Below are 19,536 nucleotides of genomic sequence, written 5' to 3' on the forward strand. Positions count from 1 at the left end.
ATTGCGCGGACGGTCGTCGCGTTGGCCGCGATCCTCACGCGGACGATCGTCGCGCTGCTGTTGCTGCGGACGATCCTCGCGTGGACGGTCGTCGCGGCGCGGCTGTTCCTGACGGGGTGGCAGCTTGAAGCCGAAATCGTCCTCGCCATCGTCCTGGCCGTCCTGACCATCGTCCCCGTCATCGCCATCATTGCCCTGGCCGTCGCCGCGCGGTTGGCGCTGCTCGTCCTGGCGCGTGCGGCTTTCGCTGACGACGCGGAAATAGTGATCGGCGAACTGAAGGTAATATTCCATCAGCACACGGTCGCCGGCCTGTTGCGCGTCGCGCGCCAGACCTTTGTATTTTTCGAGCAGCTGCGGCGCATTGCCGCGCGCGCGATTGTCGATGCGGTTACCGCTTTCGGGCCCACGGCCATTGCCACCCTGGCGGTTTTGTCCACCGCCGCGTCCGCGCCTGCGGCCGGACTGCTGTCGCACATTCATCAAGGTATTGAGCATCCTTCGCTCGGGGACTTTGCCCCATCTGTCCTGCCCCCGCCCGCGCCGGTCCTTGCCGGTTTGCCCTTGTGAGGTTCGGCCCGTGCCGGTCTCATGCGGGTGTCTATGGGGGTAAGGCGGCACCGTCTGGCGGTGTGCCTTGGCCCTTATGTAGCGACTCGATCCCGGCTTACCAAGGGGAATTTTAAGTGAGCATCAGGCAACGTTCGTGGCCGCCCAGATCGCGCCTCGTGCCAATCGTAAGGCCGCTGTCCGCGAACAAGGCGGCAACCGCCGCAGCCTGCCCCGCGCCAAGCTCGATGCACGCAACCCCGCCCAGCGCGATGACACGCGGGATCTGCCCCGCCAATATGCGATAGCAATCGAGCCCGTCGTCGCCCGCGAACAAAGCCGAATGCGGTTCCCATTCGCGCACGCCCGGTCCCAACACCGCCGCATCCTCGATATAAGGCGGGTTGCACAGGATCAGGTCGAATGGCTCGTCGATCCCTTCTGCCCAATCGCCGATCCCGAACGAAGCCCGCCCCGGCGCAATGCACCCCCCATTCCGCCGCGCGACCACAAGCGCCGCCTCGCTCGCGTCGATGCCCAACCCCGTCGCCCCTGGCCACTGATCGAGCGCCGCCAGCAACAGCGCCCCCGACCCGGTCCCCAGATCGAGCACCCGCGCCGGCGCGCGTTTGCCAAAATGCGCCACTGCCGCGTCGATCAAGGTTTCGCTGTCGGGCCGCGGGATCAACACGTCGGGCGTGACGTCCAGATCGATCGTCCAAAACCCGCGCGTGCCGGTGATATAAGCCACCGGCTCCCCTTTGAGCCGCCGCACGACCAACGCAGCAAACCCCGGCGCATCACTCAGGCCGCGCGATACAAGCTGATCACGCTCCACACCTGCTGCATGCGCCAGTAGAACCTCGGCATCCAGCCGCGCCGTTTCGGTCACGACGGCCAAAGCCGCCACAGCCTCAGTCAGCGTCACCTAGCGCCCCCATCCGCGCCGCCTCATCCTCGGCGATCAGCGCGCCGGTCAGCTCTCCCAACTCGCCCTCCAGGATTTCGGGCAGCCGGTGCAGGGTCAAATTGATGCGGTGGTCGGTCACCCGCCCCTGCGGAAAATTATAGGTGCGAATGCGCTCGGACCGGTCCCCCGATCCGACCATCGCCTTGCGATTGCCCGACCGCTCGCTGGCCAGCCGCTCGCGCTCCTGCTCGTACAGCCGCGTGCGGAGAACCTTCAGCGCCTTGGCCTTGTTCTTGTGCTGCGATTTTTCGTCCTGCTGAATCACCACCAGCCCCGTCGGCAGATGCGTGATCCGCACCGCCGAGTCGGTCGTATTGACCGATTGCCCGCCTGGGCCCGACGAACGATACACGTCGATGCGCAAATCGGCGTCGTTGATCTGGACGTCGACTTCCTCCGCTTCGGGCAGCACCGCCACCGTCGCCGCCGAGGTGTGAATGCGCCCGCCGCTCTCGGTTGCCGGCACGCGCTGGACGCGGTGGACGCCGCTTTCGAACTTCATCTTGGCGAACACGCCTTGCCCGGTGACGCTGGCGATCACTTCCTTATAGCCGCCGACTTCGGACTGTGACGCGGAGATCAATTCGACCCGCCAGCCCTGCAATTCGGCAAAGCGCTGATACATCCGGAACAGGTCGCCCGCGAACAACGCCGCCTCGTCGCCGCCAGTCCCCGCACGAACCTCGAGCATCGCCGAACGCTCGTCCGCCGCATCGCGCGGCAGCAATTTCAGCGCCAGCGCGCGCTCCGCTTCGGGCAAAGTCTCGTTGATCGAAGCAAGTTCCTCCGCCGCCATCTCGCGCAGCTCGAGGTCCATCTCCCCCGACATGCCGTCGAGCGAAGCCCGCTCAGCCCGCAGCCGCCGCACCTCCGCCGCCGCATCGGCGACCGGCCCCAGCTCGGCATATTCCTTGGACAAGGCGATGAACTTGTCGGTTGGCAAATCGCCCGCCGAAAGCTGCGCCTGCATTTCCTCGCGACGCCCCTCAATGGCGGCGATGCGTTCGTCTGACACTGTGGGGGTCATTCAGGTCTCGGCGAAAAAATGGGACTGCCGACAACGGCGTGCGGAAATTTGTCCTTGCCAAGCGCGAGCACAATTCGGTCTGCAATGCCGCCCTCAAAACGGCCTGTCGATCCTAACAACTGGTCTAGTTCCACATTGCCGATGTTCAAGCTGAGGCTTTCGCCCCGTTTTTCCACATAGATTAGGAGAGTGTTCGGCCGCTTCCGTGCTTTCGAAGCTCGATCCCGAGCTGAGCCACGATAGGATACGTTCGCAGCGATATTTTGCGCTCTTAGCTGAGCGGCCACTCGTACGCAGGCGCCCTCATCTTCGCGCTCTTCAGGGATCACTTCTACGAGATACTTGGGCTGGGGCACTTCGACCAACATCCCCAACCGCTCAATCCCGGCAGCCCAACCGACCGCCGGGGTATGCGGCCCGCCTAGCATCTCCATCAGCCCGTCATAACGCCCGCCGCCAAGCAAGGTACTCTGGCTCCCCATCTTCTCAGCCGCCGCGCTGCCCGCATCGGGCACGAACTCGAACGCGGTGTGCCGGTAATAATCGAGCCCGCGTACCAAAGTCGCCGCTTCCTCGAACTTCACGCCCGCCGCGCGCAGCCCTTCCTGAACCTTGGCGTAGAAATCCGCCGCTTCACCCGACAACACCATGGTCGGCGCGTCGACCACCGCCGCCGCGTCGCGCGGGTCCTTGCTGTCCAAAATCCGCAGCGGGTTGGTCTCCAATCGGCGCTGACTGTCCTCGCTCAACCCCTCACGGAACGGCGCGAAATGTTCGACCAACGCCGCGCGCCACGCCTCGCGGCTGTCGCCATCGCCCAGCGTGTTCAGCTTGAGCGTCACACCCTCGATCTTCAACTCGCGCAACAACTGGTCGGCAAAGCACAGCAGTTCGACATCCGCCGCCGGCTCCGCCGCACCGATCACTTCGGCGTCGAGCTGGTGGAACTGCCGAAACCGCCCCTTTTGCGGACGCTCGTACCGGAACAAAGGCCCATGCGTCGCGACCTTCATCGGCGCGAACTGCCGCCAGCCCTCGGTCAGGTAAGCGCGCGCGATCCCTGCCGTAAATTCGGGCCGCAGCGTCAGCGAATCCCCGCCGCGATCCTCGAAGGTGTACATCTCCTTCGAAACCACATCGGTCGTCTCGCCCAGCGTCCGGCTGAACACCGCCGTCGCCTCGAACACCGGCAACTCGACCCGGCCAAAGCCGTACAACCGCCGCACGCGTTCGAACGTGTCGACGACATGCTGAAAGCGTTCGGCCTCTTCGCCGCGCATCGACTGCGTGCCGCGGATCGCGCGGGGTGTTTCGATCTTTGCCATTGAGCTCGCGCCCTTATTCAGATGCCCGCGCAAAGGAAAGAAGCGGGACCCCGGATCAAGTCCGGGGTGACGATATGTTAAACACCAAATTGCCGTCCCGGGCTTGACCTGTGACCCAGCTTCTTCTTCTCTCCATCATGCTCAAATTCATTCGCGACAAGATCGCGCCACCGCGCTTCATTGCGTTCGTCGTTACCGCGATCATCGCGGGCCTCGTCGCCAGCACGCACATGCCTTGGTCGAAATCGCTGATGATCGGCTTCGACGTCGGCGCCTTGGTCTTTTTCGTGCTGATGTCGCCGCTGTTGTGGAAGCGCGAAACGGCGGCGGGGATGCGCCGCGCCTCGCGCGACAACGATGCCAATCGCGCCGTCCTGCTGGGCATTTCGACCATCGTGTCGCTGGTCGTCCTGACCACCGTCGCGCTGGAACTCGGTGGCAAGGGCAAGCCCGACATCGTCCTGATCGTGACGACCCTGGCCCTCGCCTGGCTGTTCGCGAACACGATCTACGCGCTGCATTACGCGCACCTTTATTACCTTGAGGACAAAGTCGGCGGGCTGGATTTTCAGGGCGATGACGATCCCGACTATGCGGACTTCGTCTATTTCGCCTTCACGCTGGGGATGACGTTCCAGACGTCCGATACCGGCATCCAGACCCGCCGTCTGCGTCGCATCGTGACGATCCACAGCTTTGCCGCATTCGTGTTCAATATCGGCGTGCTTGCCTTTACGATCAACGTGTTGGGCGGCTCGAAATAGCTTGGCGTTGCGATTGCGGAACACGCCTTCTAAGCCCGCCGTCATGAAAACAATCCGCATCGCGGCGCTGGTCGCTGCCGCTCCGCTTGCCCTTGCCGCCAATTCGGCACCGGTCTGGGTTCAGCATGTCGACACCATCCCGGCACCGCAGGACAAGCCCTTTCCCGGCACGATCACGCTGAAGGTCGATGCGACCGATCTCGATCGCCGCATCTATACGGTGCAGGAACGCATCCCCGTCGCCGCCTCGGGCAGCACGACCCTGCTCATGCCTAAATGGCTTCCCGGCAATCACTCGCCGCGCGGCCAGATCGAAAAGCTCGCCGGGCTGGTGATCAGGGCGAATGGCAAGATCATTCCGTGGACGCGCGATCCGGTCGACGTTTTCGCCTTCACGGTCAATGTGCCCGACGGCGTCGCCAATCTCGACGTGTCGTTCCAGTTTCTCTCGGCGACCGACGGCGATCAGGGTCGCATCGTCGTCACGCCCGACATGCTCAGCCTGCAATGGGAAGCCGTGTCGCTTTACCCGCAGGCTATTTCACGCGGCAAATCCCGATCCAGGCGAGCGTGACCTATCCCAAGGGCTGGCGCGCCGCGACCGCGCTGCGCGGCGTTACCACCGGCGACACCGTCAAATATGAAACCGTCAGCTATGACGTGTTGCAGGATTCGCCCGTCCTCGCCGGTCGCTTTCACCGCGAAGACGATCTCGGCCATAACGTGTTCCTCAACACCGTCGCCGACGATCCCAAATATCTCGCCGCCAGCCCGGCACAGCTGTCGCTCCACCGCAACCTGGTCGATCAGGCGGTCAAATTGTTCGGTGCGCGCCACTTCGACCATTACGACTTCCTGTTCTCGCTGTCCGATCAGCTGGGCGGCAGCGGTCTCGAACATCACCGCTCGTCGGAGGATGGGGTCGGCGCCAAATACTTCACCGATTGGGAAGCGAGCCTGCCCGATCACAACCTCCTGCCGCATGAATTCACGCACAGCTGGGACGGCAAGTTCCGGCGCGGCCAGGATTTGTGGACGCCCAATTTCAACACGCCGATGCGCGACAGTTTGCTGTGGGTCTATGAAGGGCAGACGCAATTCTGGGGCTATGTGCTCGAAGCGCGCTCGGGCCTCGCCACCAAGCCGCAAGTCCTCGACGCGCTGGCCTCGATCGCCGCGGGTCTCGACAACCTCCCCGCGCGCGACTGGCGCCCGTTGATCGACACGACCAACGATCCGATCATCGCCTCGCGCAAGCCCAAGGGCTGGCTGTCCAACCAGCGCAGCGAAGATTATTACAACGAAGGCATGATGATCTGGCTCGAAGCGGATGCGATCATCCGTACGGGTACTAAGGGTACGAAGGGCATGGACGATTTCGCCCGCGCGTTTTTCGGCATGAACGACGGCGATTATGGCGAACTGACCTACACCATCGACGACGTCGCGCAGACGCTCAACAGTGTGTATCCGAACGACTGGAAGGCCTTCCTGACGCAGCGATTGACCCGCACCGGCAAGGGTGCCCCACTCGATTGGGTCGCGGCCAGCGGTTACGAACTCCGCTACGACGACACACCGTCGGTGTTCACCAAGGCGGTATCGGCGTCGCGTAAAACACTCGATCTCAATTATTCGCTGGGCATCAGCGTCGGCAAGCCGACGGGCGCGACCGTGTCCAAAATCTCTGGCGTGATGTGGGACGGACCGGCGTACAAAGCCGGACTGACGGTCGGGCAGGAACTGGTGGCGGTGAATGACCGGCCCTATACCGACGAGGCGATCAACGATGCGATCAAGGCGGCCAAGGGCGGCCGCGACCCGATCCGCCTGACCACCAAGACGCAAGGACTGGTCAAGACCTATGACCTGCGCTGGAATGGCGGCCTGCGCTATCCGCACCTCGTCAAAGTCGCCAAGGGCGACGGCCCGCTCGACAAACTGCTGGCGCCGCGTCCTTAAGGAACAACCATGAGAATTGATCTGATCCCCGTCGGCGATTCACCGCCCGACCGCGTCAACGTGATCATCGAAGTGCCGCTGGGCGGCGAGCCCGTAAAATACGAGTTCGACAAGGCATCGGGCGCGTTGTTCGTCGACCGCATCCTGCACACGCCGATGCGCTACCCGGCCAATTACGGCTTCATCCCGCACACTTTGGGCGAAGACGGCGATCCGCTCGATGCGCTGGTCGTGGCGCGCTCGCCGATCATCCCCGGCGCGGTGATCCGCGTGCGCCCCGTCGGTGTGTTGCTGATGGAAGACGACAAAGGCGGCGACGAGAAACTGGTCACCGTTCCCGTCGACGAAACCTTTCCTTATTACGAAAAGGTCGACAGCACCGACGACCTGCCGCCCATCGTGACGCAGCAGATCCAGCACTTTTTCGAACATTATAAGGATCTCGAGCCCGGCAAATGGGTCAAGATCAAAGGCTGGGGCGACGCCGCCAAGGCCAAAGAGCTGATCCTCGAAGCGATCGAGCGCGCCAAGGCCGAGAAGTAACCCGGTCGCGTCTCTGCGATTCCAGATAAGACAAGCCAATGCCGCGGCTCATCTTGTTCAACAAACCCTATGGCGTGCTGTGCCAGTTTACCGACCGGGGGACGGCGGGTTCGCCGCGCCCGACACTGTCGGACTATATCGATGTGCCCGGCGTCTATCCGGCCGGGCGGCTCGATCTCGACAGCGAGGGTCTGTTGCTGCTGACCGACGATGGCCGGATGCAGGCGCGCATCGCCGACCCGAAATTCAAGCTGCCCAAAACCTATCTCGTCCAGGTCGAGGGCGACATCGCCGAGGACAGTCTTGCGGCACTTCGCAATGGCGTCGAGCTGAAGGACGGCAAGACCCGCCCGGCCAAGGCGCAACGCATCGACCCGCCCTCCCTTTGGCCGCGCGATCCACCCGCTCGCTTTCGCAAGACCATCCCCGATTGCTGGATCGAACTGACCGTCCGCGAAGGCCGCAATCGGCAAGTGCGCCGGATGACCGCCGCCGTCGGGCATGGCACCTTGCGACTGGTACGCTGGCGGGTCGGTGACTGGACACTCGACGACATTGCGCCCGGCACGTCGCGGGAAATCCTTGTCTAGTCGTCCAGATCGAACATCAAGCTGCCCTGGTCAATCAACCGGGCGATCAGGGGCGCGGCATCCTTCATTAGCGCGGGTTCGACGATAATCCGCGCCGAGGCGCCAAGGGTTTCGGCAAATCGCGCGGCGCCACCCGCTGCGTCGAAACTCGCGCCATCGACGAACAGGGTCACCGCATCGGCTCTTCCCCGGACAAACGAAAACCGGCTGGCCGGATTGCGGATCAGCGGCACGCCCGCCGCCACGCGAGCCGTGATCGTCCCGGTCGTTTCAGCGACCTCAGGCGCAAAATCCTGATCGGCATATTTTGGCGTGGTGTTATATTCCCCGAACCACCGCGCAAACGCATCGCGATCCATCATCTTGTCGGTGATCATCGCGTGCAGGCTCGCCAAGTCGCGCGCGCAAATTTCCCCCGGATTGTCCTGCGCCGCCAAATGCGGATCGGCATAGCGATCGTCCTCGGCGATTTCGCTCAGCAGATGATCGCAACAATGTGCGATCAGTTCGGACCGCGATGGTGCGCGAAACCCGATCGAATAGGTCATGCAATCGTCGCCGACCGCAATGCCATTATGGGCAAAGCCCGGCGGCACATAAAGCATGTCGCCCGGCTCCAGCACCCATTCCTCCGTCGCTTCGAATTCCGCGAGCAGGCGCAAATCGTCATGCGGCAACAATGGTGTCGCCGCGTCGCACAGGCCGCCGATCTGCCACCGCCGCCGGCCCAACCCCTGGATCAGGAAGACGTCATATTGGTCGAAATGCGGCCCCACGCCGCCACCGTCGCTGGCATAGCTGACCATCACATCGTCGATCCGCCAGTTGGGAATGAAGCGAAACGGATCGATCAGCGCGGCGACGTCCGGCACCAGATGATCGACCGCCTGAACCAGCAACGTCCATGGCCGCTTCCCCAATTTCCGGAACCGCGTCTCGGGCAAGGGCCCATGCTCGACCTTCCACCCGCCGCGCTTCTGGACGATCAGCCGCGACTCGGCGCCATCCTCGCACGCCAATCCGGCCAGCTCATCCGGCTCGAGCGGATTATGCCACGCGTCCCAGGCATTGCGGATGAGCAGCGGCCGCTTCTGCCAGGTGTCGCGGAGGAACACGTCGCTGTCGAAATTGGTGAGGTGCATGTTGGCGCGCATAAGCCATGTCCCGCCGTGACGCGAACCTGCGTCGGAGAGCCGGGGCTTGACCCAACGCGCCGCTTCTCCTTCACCACAGCCAAGGGGAGAAGATATGGAAGAACGCATCCTGTGGCGCTGGGCCGCCGCACTCGGCGTCGTCGCCTTGCTCGTCAGCCAGGGCTTCGGCCTGTTCCACGGGCTCGCCGCCTGCGACCCCGCCAGGAATTCGATCCTGTTCTTCGAATATGCGCGCATCCCTGCCGATGCCGCGCGGATCATCGCCAACGACACCTGCCGCACCGCCCAGGCCTCGGCGCTGTGGTATGACGGGCTCGCGTTCATCCCGGCTTACGGATCGTTCCTGATTCTCACCGCGCTCGCCGCGGGTGGCCAGTTGCGCTGGCCCACCGTCGCTGCAGTGATCGTCGCCTGCCTGTGCGACGAGGTCGAAGGGCTGACGCTCGGCAGCATCCTTGCGCATCTGCCGGGCGACGCATCGAACTATGCCATTCTGATCCCGGTCGTCCGCATCAAATTCGGACTGCTCGGGCTGGCCAGCCTGCTGATCGGCGGGACGTTGATCCGTCGCCGCACCTGGCTGATCCTGCCCGGCGCGATCGCCATCGCCGCCTCCGCCCTCGCGCTGGTCAGCGTCACCGCCGACAGCCGTATGCAGGTCATGACGCTCGCCTTCGCCATCGCCTGACCGGTCCTCGTCCTCACCAACCTCGTCATGGCGTTCCGTCCCGACCCTCGTTAGGGCGGGACATGGATTCGATACTGATCGTCGATTTCGGGAGTCAGGTAACCCAACTGATCGCCCGCCGTGTCCGCGAAGCGGGCGTTTATTGCGAAATCGCGCCGTTCAACGCCGCCGATGCCGCGTTCGACCGCATGGCACCCAAGGGCCTGATCCTGTCGGGCGGCCCCGCCTCGGTCACCGACATCGACTCGCCTCGCGCACCCCAACGCTTTTTCGAGGCCGGCCTGCCGATCCTCGGCATTTGCTACGGCCAGCAGACGATGTGCGAACAGCTCGGTGGCAAGGTCACGTCGCACGGGTCGGGCGAGTTCGGCCGCGCCTATATCGAAGTTGCCGACGGCTGCCGCTTGTTCGACGGCCTGTGGGACGAAGGCTCACGGCATCAAGTGTGGATGAGCCACGGCGACAAGGTCGATGCCCTGCCCCCCGGCTTCCGCCCCGTCGCGACCAGCGAAGGTGCGCCCTTTGCGATCACCGCCGACGAAAGCCGCCGCTTCTACGGCGTCCAGTTCCACCCCGAAGTCGTCCACACCCCCGATGGCGGGAAACTGATTGCCAATTTCGTCCGCCACGTCTGCGGCGCGGCGGGCGATTGGTCGATGGCCGGCTATCGCGACGCCAAGATCGCCGACATTCGCGCTCAGGTCGGCGACGGCAAGGTCATTTGCGGACTGTCCGGCGGCGTCGATTCGGCGGTTGCGGCGGTGCTGATCCACGAAGCGATCGGTGACCAACTGACCTGCGTCTATGTCGATCACGGCCTGATGCGCCTCGGCGAAAGCGAGCAGGTGGTCGGCCTGTTCCGCGAACATTACGGCATCCCGTTAATCCACGTCGAAGCCGAAGCGCTGTTCCTCAACGGGCTTGCCGGGCTGACCGACCCCGAAGCAAAGCGCAAGTTCATCGGCAAGACCTTCATCGAAGTGTTCGAAGCCGAAGCCAAAAAGATCGGCGGGGCAAAGTTCCTCGCTCAGGGCACGCTCTATCCCGACGTGATCGAAAGCGTCAGCTTCACCGGCGGGCCGTCCGTGACGATCAAGAGCCACCACAATGTCGGCGGCCTGCCCGAACGCATGAACATGGCGCTGGTCGAGCCGTTGCGCGAATTGTTCAAGGACGAGGTCCGCGTGCTCGGCCGCGAACTCGGCCTGCCCCCCGCCTTCGTCGGCCGCCATCCCTTCCCCGGCCCCGGCCTCGCCATCCGCATCCCCGGCGAAGTCACCAAGGACCGCTGCGACATCCTGCGCCAGGCCGACGCGATCTACCTCGAGGAAATCCGCAACGCCGGCCTCTACGACGCGATCTGGCAGGCCTTCGCGGTGCTGCTCCCGGTCAAGACGGTGGGCGTCATGGGCGACGGCCGCACGTATGAATCGGTCTGCGGCCTGCGCGCGGTGACCTCGGTCGACGGCATGACCGCCGACATCTACCCCTTCGACGCCGCCTTCCTCAGCCGCGTCGCCACCCGCATCGTCAACGAAGTCGGCGGCATCAACCGCGTGGTTTACGACTATACGAGCAAGCCGCCGGGAACGATCGAGTGGGAGTGAACCCGGCCGCGGCCATCGGGCCGAACGTCCATCACATGTCGGGGACGATCAGCAGTTTACCTTTCGGCAGGCCGGTCGTTTCCAAGGCGACGATGGCCGGTATCGCTGCCGAAAGCGGAACGGTTTTGGCGATTTTGGGCTTGAGTTTGCCCTGAACCATCGCGTCCGCGATCTCGGCCATTCCGTCGGGCGTGGCCGTCCCGAAGACGGTTTTATGGCGGGCGGACACCAGACTCCGGATCATCTTGGCCGGGGTGATCACGATATGGAGCGCCACGCCGCCGCGCTTCAAAAGCGTACCGCACTGCTTGAGCGACAATGCGCCCGCGGTGTCGAAGACCAGGTCGAATTGACTGGCATAGGTGCCGACGTCGAACTGGCGATAATCGATCGCCTCGGTTACGCCTAACTCCAACGCCTCTTCACGGTCAGACGCGCTGCAACTGCCGGTAACAACCGCGCTTCGGAAGAGCGCCAACTGCACCGCCGCGCGGCCCACTCCGCCCATGCATCCGGAAATGAAAACCGATTGGCCCGCGCGAAGTTTGGCTTTGCCGACGAGCGCGGTCCACGCCGTGATGCTGACGATCGGCATGGCCCCGGCAACCTCGAAGGAAATGGCCGGCGGCTTTTTGAAAACATTCTTTTCCTGCGTCAGCATCGCTTCGGCAAAGGTGCCCGCTTCCTTCATGTCGGTGGCACCGAAAACCTCGTCGCCGACATTCACCCGCGTGACGCCGCTCCCGACGGCCTCGACGACGCCGGCGAAATCGTGGCCCAATCCGCGCGGGAATTGACGCCCGGTCATCGATTTCACCTCACCGCGCCGGATCACCCAATCCATCGGATTGACCGACGCCGCGCGCATCCGCACGCGGACCTGCATCGGCGCGGGTTCGGCCAGCTCGACATCGTCCAGCCTCAATTCCTGCGGACCGCCGTATCGGCTATACTGTATGCGTTTCATGCCACACTCCTCGATCTCGACTTCGCCGCAGCGGCGATGCATCTAAAGGTCATGGACTGACACTAACCATAATGACAGTTGCTGACAATATAGGAGTTGAGGGGTGCCGCGAAGCGGGGTTGAGGCAAGGCGCCGTTTGCAGGGCGCGGCGTTGGAATTGTGGAGCGCGCGCGGTTACGACGCGACAACGGCCGCCGAGATCGCAGCTCGCGCCGGGGTCACCGAACGAACGTTTTTCCGGCATTTCCCGGACAAGCGCGAGGTTTTGTTCGATGGCGCCGCCGCCATGCGGACGCTGGTCGCAGATGCCCTCGAACGGACACCGTCCATACTGCCGCCGTTTCAAGCGCTCCGGGCGGCGTTCGGCGCGGTTGAACCGCTACTCGCCGCGAACCTCGCCTTTTCCGGAACACGGCAGCGGGTCATATCGGAAACGCCGGCATTGCAAGAGCGCGAATTGTCGAAAAGCGCCGCTTTGACCAAGACATTGGCCGACGGGCTTCAGAACCGCGGCGTCGATCCCGACGTCGCAAGGCTCGCGGCTATGGCGGGGATGGCGGCGTTCGGTCACGCCGTCGCCGCGTGGATGAGGGTTCCCGAACAAAGTCTGGACGCTCATCTGGCGCTGGCGTTCGATCAACTAAGCGCGTTGTCGGCCCCGGACGTGCAGAACGGACGCCGATAATCGTGCGCGTCGAGGACTTCACACAATGAATCTGTACGGCATCCCAAACTGCGAGCAATTATTTTCTATCCGCGCAGACGCCACGTCGCTCTAAGTGGCTGGATGCCAACGTCCGCTTTGCGCGCGGGCAATTCCGCTGCAAACGACTGCTATTGGGTGGCAAGCCGTCATATGCGTGCCATCTGGCTCGCGACCGATGTTATCCGCAGTCGGGGTCAAGCGTGTTGAATGCGTCTCGTCGCACGACGCTTTATCTCGCCTACGAGGCCTAGCCCGCCGATCATCATCGCCCAGCTTGCAGGTTCGGGAACAGCGCCAGCCGCAGTTAGGAAGTTGTTCGACGCTGAAGTAAATGTCACAGTGCTGGGCAAGGTGAAACGAACTGTCGATGTGTGGGAGAAATCAACAGTCGAATCGGCATACGTAGTGCTACGAAGAGTCGAACTGAAGTCGACGATAGTTGAAGCTCCACGAAGATTGAACACCCCGGTAAACAACATTCCGTTCTGGGTCAGCGTAGTCGAATATGACTGCCAGTTTGATGCGCCTGGCTGGAAGCCAGTGGGACCAGCCCTTGTGGTATCGTTTTGAATATAAAGTCCCGCGTTATTTAGAAATAACGTGCTGCGAATGGCCCCGGTTCCCGAATCGAATCTGCCTGAGAAGCTACCGTCCAGACCGTAAGACACAGTGATAGGCGTAATCTGGTCTGCATTGGCACCTTGTACCAAGAAAGTAAGACGATCCGTGATGGCTGATTCAGAGCGTGTCGCTGCTGGCTCTCCACCAAGCCTTGCATCATTTGAAGAACCGTACACACCCATCTTGCCCGTCGACATGTCCGAGTATGCTGATGCAGCGGCATTGATCGGAGTTTGCGAGAACGAGGACTGTGCGCTTGACCTAGCGTTTGCCACGATCGTCCGCGTCCCGTCATCGTGATAACGAGGCGAGGACTCATAGAATCCGTTGTCGCTCGTACCCGCACGTGTCCAAGCACTGGTCCCTACGGTTTGCGCGCTTGCAAGTTGGGTCGCAAAAACAGCAAGCCCGATGGCAAAAGATGCTTTGATCAAAGCGGAACTCATCACTCTACGCCCCCCATACTGCGCCCACGCCATTTGTGCGGACCCCACCCAGTAAAAATGGTCGACCCGAGTTTGGCAAACAATAGGCCAAATGGGCTAGGCAGAGGAGACCCGCACCACTTTGGCACAGTTTGGAAGTTCGAGACGTTGAACGTCCGGTTTTCCGCGTCATTCCAGAGAATCGTTCCTCGCTCATCGGTGAATGCTAGCGTCCGCTTGCAGGCAGCGCCACCAGAGCCATAAACGGTAACAACTGGGGCGTTACCCGACAGACAGCTTTGCGCCCATTTCCGGACGTTCGGCACGATTTTTGCCAGTCCCAAAAGCGGTCATAGGTTCGGCCACGCGAACGAGCACGATTGGCTGATTAGCGGAAGTCCATAGCGCCTTCTTAGTCGCACAGTCCCAAGGCGCGGGCGCGGAGCACCGCCTGCACCCGGCTCTGCGCGCCGAGCGCGCCGAACAATTCGGTCAGGTGTGCGCGCACGGTACGTTCGGCGATACAAAGGCGGTGACGGATTTCCCTGTTGCCATGTCCTTCGCACAGCAAAGCAAGTACCTGGCGCTGGCGCTCGGTGAGCATAGGTGCGTCGCGATGGCCCGCGTCCCAGCCTTCGCCCCCGGCTGCGATCGCCTCAATCCGCTCGACCATCGTTGCGGGCTCGGACGCCTTCGCGATATAGCCTTTTGCACCGGCTACGCGTGCTCGTTCACGGGCGGCAGCATCGTCGCGGCCCGAGACGATGGCGCAGGGCAGAAGCGGCACGGCATCGGCGATGCGCGCAAGAGTTTGAAATCCGTCCGCACCGGGCAGTTGCAAATCGATCAAAGCGATGTCGAAACGCTCACGCAGCACCGCGATTTCGGCATCTTCACCGCGGCCTACCGCGGTGCACAGCCACGCCGGACGCGCTTCCCCGATCATCGCTGCGAAGCCTTGGCGGAACAACGGATGATCGTCGACTAGCAGCAGTCGCATGTGCATCCCCCGCGCGACATCGTGCTGCGCGGGGGTTTCCGATCAAGCGGTCACGTAGGTGACACGGCGGCGGCGGATCGCCCCGCCCAGAATGCCGAAGCCGCTAAGCATCATCGCCCAGCTGGCGGGCTCGGGCACCGCGCCGCCACCAATGAAGTTGAACCCGCCGTTGCCGAGACCGCCCGGTACGTTGAAGGTCAGGTTACTGCCATATTGGCCAAGCTGCGTATTGTAATTGATCGTCGGGTCGATGAACGCCGTCGCATCGCCGGGACAGCTATAGGGAAAACAGCCGCCATTACCCGATTCGGCTGTCGCACCCATCGAGAACACCGCGTAGAAGCTGTTCGGGTCGCCGCCGCTGAATTCCGTGCCGCGCCTGAAGCCAAGGTTCATTGACCAATTTCCCGTGGTGCATGGCCCCGTGCTGAAATAATATCCGCAGTTGGACGAGAAATTATAGCCTGTGCCCGGTCCATCAAACTGGCTGTAAGCGCTCACGATGCCCTTGGCAGTGCCACTAATCGAGATTCCATAAGCACCCGACACGCTGGCAAGCGGCCCGTGCGCGAGGATTGCGGCAACGGCATCGGCGACCGTGCTGTTGCTTGCGGTCAAGGCGAGACTGTAGCCCAGTCCAGCGCTGACGTCGTTGCGTCCATAGTAATCGCCTTGGTGTGAGATCGCGGTTGCCCGCGCACTGGCGATGTCGGCGGTGAACGTGATATGGGAGGTGTCGTCGCCCAAACTATACGGAGCATCGGTCAATACGGTACCTCCCGGTCCGTGGCCGAAGATATAGACCGTTGGAATGCCGTTGGGGTAGTAAGTTTGACCCTCCAGAACATTGCCTTCGGGCGCGACAAAAAAGCTTCCCAAGCGAGACGCGCCGATTACGGGTGCGCTTGGCGGCGGCGGCGGGCTCGGCGGTGGACATGAATCGACTCCGCAGCCGCCGCCCTCAGCGGCGGCGGGCGCTCCGGACAAAGCGATAACCGCGCAAGCGGTGGCGACGAGCAACGAGTGCTTCATGAGATAGCTCCAACGATGGGCAGCCGTCGCGACTTGTATCGGCTTTGACGACGTTTCCTTTGCGTTGAAACTCAACAGCTTCTCAATTGCCTAAATAGGCATAGTCCCGCCGGTGATCACCGTCCTTGTCTTATATTGGGACCGGAACCCGTATGAGTCCTATGAACGACAGGTTTGCGCCTGAAGCCTGGTCGTTCCAACTGGCGAAGGAATGCCGAAAGCGGTCATCTGTTGATGGCGGTTTTGAGGTCAAATAACGGCTTGAAGTGGGACTTTTCTGACGTTCCTTGGGATATATCGAATGTCAGCTTACGCCCACAACTATTTCTTCACGAAAGCAGCAGCTCCCGAGATCGACTGGTTGGTCGCGCCAGCACTGTTGCTGATCGCATAAGTAATCCCAGCCTGTGCGCCGCCAACTCCAGATAAAAATCCTTGGATCGAAGCGGAGCATCCGCTGCCACTGCCCGCACATGCGGCGCCACCCGTGGGAACCGGGATCGACCCGGCAAATTGGTACGGATTGGAAGGATTGGCGATCGGTCCTCCGTAGCCCAGCGTGCTGGCCGTCGTATCGGCCGATCCTCCTGCGGTCTTCATGGCGTAGGCGGTTCCGCCGACAGTGGCGACGAGATCTAACCCGACATGCCGGGTTGCAAACCCCACTCCCATAGTGCCCGTCAGCGTCCCTGGCGCCTGAGAACCGTCTGCGATGGTTGGGGCGGTCGCCCCAGCGAGCGCATAGACAGCCGATCCCGTGATCGGGACTCCCGTTGCCGGGTCACCCGTGACGATATGCTGTCCCTGATTAGCCGTGAACGTGCCTTGCACATTGCCGGTGCTGTAATTGTTGACGCTCGAGCCATTGGTCCAGCGTGACCAAGCGATGCGACCGACGCTGGTAACGTCGGAGACGCCGGCCTCCGCTATCGTCGTGCTCCCCGATGCCGCCTGAACATATTGCCCGTCATCATAGCCGGTGATCGCACCCGTGGCCGTTGAGGTGACCTTGTACGATTGCGAAGTCCCGCTCACGAGCAGATTGTCCTTGGACCCATTGGCTCCGTTGCCCGAAAGCCGGATGACCGAAGCAAAGGCCTGTCCGGTCCGTAACGTGCCCGCCGTTGCCGCCGGGTAGGTTGGCAAAGCCGACGTGCTAGTTTTGGTAAACAACGCCGCGCCACTGATTGCAGGATACAAATTGAGATCGCTATGCGCGCCAGCCCCATCGAATATGCGATAGACGACGCCTGCGAGACCGACCTCGGTTCCACCGGTCTGTATACCAACACTGAGGATGCATGCCGAGCCACTCTGACAGTCGTGCCCCGTCGCCGTTATGGCGGTCCCGCTAGTCGTAAAGCCCAGGCTTCCAAGCGGAACGGTGGGACGCGAAATGCCGCCAGCGGTCAAAAAAGTATATACGTCGGTTCCCAGCGCATCGATCGCGGTGATCTGACCCTCCAGGCCATATGTAGCTGCCGCATAACTGGCACCACTACCTGTTACCGAAATGCCCAGTTTGCCAGTGAAAGATGCCGAACTCGTCACGCGGCCGTTGCTGTAGGTGGGCATCGTCGCGGCCGCGAGCGTGTAAGAAAATAATCCGCCTGCGGTTGGCGCGACTGGCTTGGCCAGCGCAATGTAATGCGCACCTTGCGTAGCGAAAAACAATGCAGTGCCGGAGGTCGATGTGTCTACAGCGCCGCCATTCCAGCGACCGATCTCCCATCCCGCACCAGCTGCCTGATCTGCAACACTTGCCGTCGTGCGACTAACGAGGGTGCCGCCAATGGATTGCAGCGCTCCGGTTGAATCATAGGTCAAGCCGATTTGCGGAAACTGGGCGAGCACCGGTATGCCGTTCGCAGAGTCCTGCCCAACGATCGTGACGGCATTAACGCCCGTGGTCAGTCCGCTTCCCGCAGAAGAGCCCGATGTCGTGCCCGACGGGACCGATGTGGCGAGATTGTTGGCACCGGACAGGTAGAGCGCAACCGCTCCGTCCAGTCGATTGCTTATGTCATACACGAGCGCTGCTCCCGTCAGATCTTTCGAGAATCCGCCCTTGAGGGACCCTGTGCAACTGGTCGTGCCGGAGCCGGACACGCCGCATAGTTTGAATGTGCCGCTTGCTGTGAACAACGTCGAGAAATTGCCCGATCCGTCGATCGATGAGCCGAAGGTGTTCTGCTCGGGATGAGCGACGCCGCCGGGCGTGGTGAAGGTATATATTTGATTGCCGGCGGTCTCGGGCATCATTATCGTCGCCTGGAAACCGATTTTGGGTGTGGTACCGAACGCAACAGAAAGCCCCGCGCTCGTGAGTGTCCCAGGCGCGGTCGAGCCATCTTGGAACGTCGGCTTGGTCGCCGAGACGAGCGAGTAAGTCGCAATCCCTCCGGATACGGGCAGCACGGCGATCGCCGAGCCGAAGGCATAATGCAGCCCTTGATTGGCGGTCGCCTTGATGTCGCTCGGATAGATGCCGCCTGTACCTTGCCCATTCGCCCACCGTCCGATGGCAATGCCCCCGTTCGCATAAACCTCGAGGTTTTGCATCGTCCCACGCTTTTCGCTGGTGCCGCCAAACAGCAAGGCATCCATTCCACCCTGGGCATCCAACGTCGGCTTATAGGCAACAGATGCCTCGACGACCTGACCCTGCTGCGCGGGTGAGAAATAAGGTTCGGCGAAAGCGCCGGTATAGGTCGTGCCCGGAGCCGCAAGGGTTCCCGACCCGGTATTCCCCGGCGGGCTTGGCAATGGGGCCGGCCCTGGCGTTGGCGTCGGCGTCGGCGTCGGCGTCGGCGTTGGTGTCGGTGTCGGTGTCGGGGTTGGNGTTGGNGTTGGCGTTGGCGTTGGCGTTGGCGTTGGCGTNGGCGTNGGNGTGGGCGTCGGCGTCGGAGCAGGGGTTGGTGTTGGAGCAGGGGTTGGCGTCGGCGCTGGTGTCGGAGTGGGCGCGGGCGTAGGTGTCGGCGATGGGCTTGGGGTCGGGCTACCGGCGATGGGGGAAATCAGGCGCTGGGCGTCCGCGATCAATTGGGCAAGAACCGCCTGATTATACTGGCTGTTGCCAACTAACGTTTTCAAATACGCCAGGACCTGCGCCGGCGTGCCGTTGGGCAGCGCGGGAATGGCGGGGTTCTGCGTGATCTGTAATAGTTGGACAGGATGGGCAGGATCTCCCAGCGGAATGACGGGTGGCACCGCCTGCGCGCCCGACGCGAACACCAGGCCGGGACTTCCGCCGACGCTCGCATGATAGGCCTGGCCCGGATTGAAGGTGCGTGTCACCCCGCCGCTGGTCAGCGTCAGCGCGCCGTCGATCGGCATGCCGGCAATGCCGTCCTCGTCGATCGTGAAGGTCGCGCCGCTGCCTATTTGCGCGCTGCCTTGCGGGAAGGTCAGGCTGACCGGTCGCCCCGGCGAAAACACCGTCGCCGAACCCTTGGCGATGATCAGCCCGCCATCCGCGCCGATCGCGAAATCGGCCGGTCCGACGAACGACACCAATGCGCCATTGTCGAGCTGGATCTGTACCGTGCCGCCGTCGCTGACCACGCGTTCGCCCGGCGCGATGTCGCCGGTCCGGGCGCCGGTGGT

17 protein-coding genes and 1 pseudogene (1 of these 18 only partly in view) are annotated in these 19,536 nt (G+C 62.6%); 8 read left to right on the forward strand and 10 right to left on the reverse strand.

The features are described 5' to 3' along the window. The 4 genes from ACM9ME_RS09695 to hisS form a co-directional block, all read right to left on the reverse strand. Window positions 1-498 carry the 5' portion of a DUF4167 domain-containing protein gene (locus tag ACM9ME_RS09695; protein ID WP_415643258.1) on the reverse strand. It extends 375 nt beyond the left edge of the window, so the window shows 498 of its 873 coding nt (coding positions 1-498); its start codon is at window positions 496-498; its stop codon lies off the left edge, out of view. Between the two features lie 184 nt (window positions 499-682). Then, window positions 683-1,471, reverse strand: a complete 789-nt coding sequence (prmC, locus tag ACM9ME_RS09700; RefSeq protein ID WP_415643328.1) for a peptide chain release factor N(5)-glutamine methyltransferase — start codon at window positions 1,469-1,471, stop codon at window positions 683-685. Then, window positions 1,464-2,546, reverse strand: a complete 1,083-nt coding sequence (gene prfA / locus ACM9ME_RS09705) for a peptide chain release factor 1 (RefSeq protein WP_415643259.1) — start codon at window positions 2,544-2,546, stop codon at window positions 1,464-1,466. The genes prmC and prfA overlap by 8 nt, the downstream gene beginning before the upstream one ends. Further along, the gene (gene hisS / locus ACM9ME_RS09710) at window positions 2,543-3,871 is read right to left on the reverse strand and encodes a histidine--tRNA ligase (protein ID WP_415643260.1); all 1,329 of its coding nucleotides are present in this window, start codon (window positions 3,869-3,871) and stop codon (window positions 2,543-2,545) included. Before hisS ends, prfA begins: the two co-directional genes overlap by 4 nt. Before the next feature lie 110 nt (window positions 3,872-3,981). Between hisS and ACM9ME_RS09715 the strand changes: the two genes are divergently transcribed. The 5 genes and pseudogenes from ACM9ME_RS09715 (at window position 3,982) to ACM9ME_RS09735 (ending at window position 7,730) form a co-directional block, all read left to right on the forward strand. After that, window positions 3,982-4,635: a DUF1345 domain-containing protein gene (locus tag ACM9ME_RS09715; RefSeq protein ID WP_415643261.1), complete on the forward strand. Its 654-nt coding sequence runs from the start codon at window positions 3,982-3,984 to the stop codon at window positions 4,633-4,635. Between the two features lie 43 nt (window positions 4,636-4,678). After that, a pseudogene (locus ACM9ME_RS09720) lies at window positions 4,679-5,268 on the forward strand (M61 family metallopeptidase); the annotation flags it as partial. Window positions 5,269-5,358: 90 nt separating this feature from the next. Next, the gene (locus ACM9ME_RS09725) at window positions 5,359-6,597 is read left to right on the forward strand and encodes a M61 family metallopeptidase (RefSeq protein ID WP_415643329.1); all 1,239 of its coding nucleotides are present in this window, start codon (window positions 5,359-5,361) and stop codon (window positions 6,595-6,597) included. Between the two features lie 9 nt (window positions 6,598-6,606). Continuing rightward, window positions 6,607-7,140 (forward strand): inorganic diphosphatase, encoded by a 534-nt coding sequence (gene ppa / locus ACM9ME_RS09730; RefSeq protein ID WP_415643262.1) that lies wholly within the window; start codon window positions 6,607-6,609, stop codon window positions 7,138-7,140. A gap of 38 nt (window positions 7,141-7,178) precedes the next feature. Further along, window positions 7,179-7,730 carry a pseudouridine synthase gene (locus ACM9ME_RS09735; RefSeq protein ID WP_415643263.1) on the forward strand — a complete coding sequence of 184 codons (552 nt, stop codon included), beginning with the start codon at window positions 7,179-7,181 and terminating at the stop codon, window positions 7,728-7,730. Here the strand turns inward: ACM9ME_RS09735 and ACM9ME_RS09740 are convergent. Next, the gene (locus tag ACM9ME_RS09740; RefSeq protein WP_415643264.1) at window positions 7,727-8,872 is read right to left on the reverse strand and encodes a JmjC domain-containing protein; all 1,146 of its coding nucleotides are present in this window, start codon (window positions 8,870-8,872) and stop codon (window positions 7,727-7,729) included. The two genes, ACM9ME_RS09735 and ACM9ME_RS09740, sit on opposite strands and share 4 nt — an antisense overlap. Window positions 8,873-8,978: 106 nt before the next feature. Here ACM9ME_RS09740 and ACM9ME_RS09745 point away from each other — a divergent pair, with 106 nt between their 5' ends. After that, window positions 8,979-9,572: a hypothetical protein gene (locus ACM9ME_RS09745; protein ID WP_415643265.1), complete on the forward strand. Its 594-nt coding sequence runs from the start codon at window positions 8,979-8,981 to the stop codon at window positions 9,570-9,572. A 62-nt stretch (window positions 9,573-9,634) separates the two neighbouring features. Beyond that, window positions 9,635-11,179, forward strand: coding sequence for a glutamine-hydrolyzing GMP synthase (guaA, locus tag ACM9ME_RS09750; RefSeq protein WP_415643266.1), 1,545 nt, complete (start codon window positions 9,635-9,637; stop codon window positions 11,177-11,179). Between the two features lie 31 nt (window positions 11,180-11,210). Here the strand turns inward: guaA and ACM9ME_RS09755 are convergent, their stop codons facing one another. Beyond that, window positions 11,211-12,146, reverse strand: a complete 936-nt coding sequence (locus tag ACM9ME_RS09755; RefSeq protein ID WP_415643267.1) for an NADP-dependent oxidoreductase — start codon at window positions 12,144-12,146, stop codon at window positions 11,211-11,213. 151 nt (window positions 12,147-12,297) lie between these two features. Between ACM9ME_RS09755 and ACM9ME_RS09760 the strand changes: the two genes are divergently transcribed. Then, window positions 12,298-12,831 carry a TetR/AcrR family transcriptional regulator gene (locus ACM9ME_RS09760; protein WP_415643268.1) on the forward strand — a complete coding sequence of 178 codons (534 nt, stop codon included), beginning with the start codon at window positions 12,298-12,300 and terminating at the stop codon, window positions 12,829-12,831. 215 nt (window positions 12,832-13,046) lie between these two features. Here ACM9ME_RS09760 and ACM9ME_RS09765 read toward each other — a convergent pair whose 3' ends face one another. The 4 genes from ACM9ME_RS09765 to ACM9ME_RS09780 form a co-directional block, all read right to left on the reverse strand. Then, window positions 13,047-13,907: a PEPxxWA-CTERM sorting domain-containing protein gene (locus tag ACM9ME_RS09765; RefSeq protein WP_415643269.1), complete on the reverse strand. Its 861-nt coding sequence runs from the start codon at window positions 13,905-13,907 to the stop codon at window positions 13,047-13,049. 403 nt (window positions 13,908-14,310) lie between these two features. Beyond that, window positions 14,311-14,898, reverse strand: coding sequence for a response regulator transcription factor (locus ACM9ME_RS09770; protein ID WP_415643270.1), 588 nt, complete (start codon window positions 14,896-14,898; stop codon window positions 14,311-14,313). Between the two features lie 42 nt (window positions 14,899-14,940). After that, the gene (locus ACM9ME_RS09775) at window positions 14,941-15,777 is read right to left on the reverse strand and encodes a PEPxxWA-CTERM sorting domain-containing protein (protein WP_415643271.1); all 837 of its coding nucleotides are present in this window, start codon (window positions 15,775-15,777) and stop codon (window positions 14,941-14,943) included. 474 nt (window positions 15,778-16,251) lie between these two features. After that, entirely contained in the window at window positions 16,252-18,537 is a 2,286-nt protein-coding gene (locus ACM9ME_RS09780) for a beta strand repeat-containing protein (protein ID WP_415643272.1), read from the reverse strand. Window positions 18,538-19,536: the final 999 nt, after the last annotated feature.

It is taken from the genome of Sphingomonas antarctica, from assembly GCF_965137005.1.
In the GTDB taxonomy this organism is placed as follows: domain Bacteria; phylum Pseudomonadota; class Alphaproteobacteria; order Sphingomonadales; family Sphingomonadaceae; genus Sphingomonas_O; species Sphingomonas_O antarctica.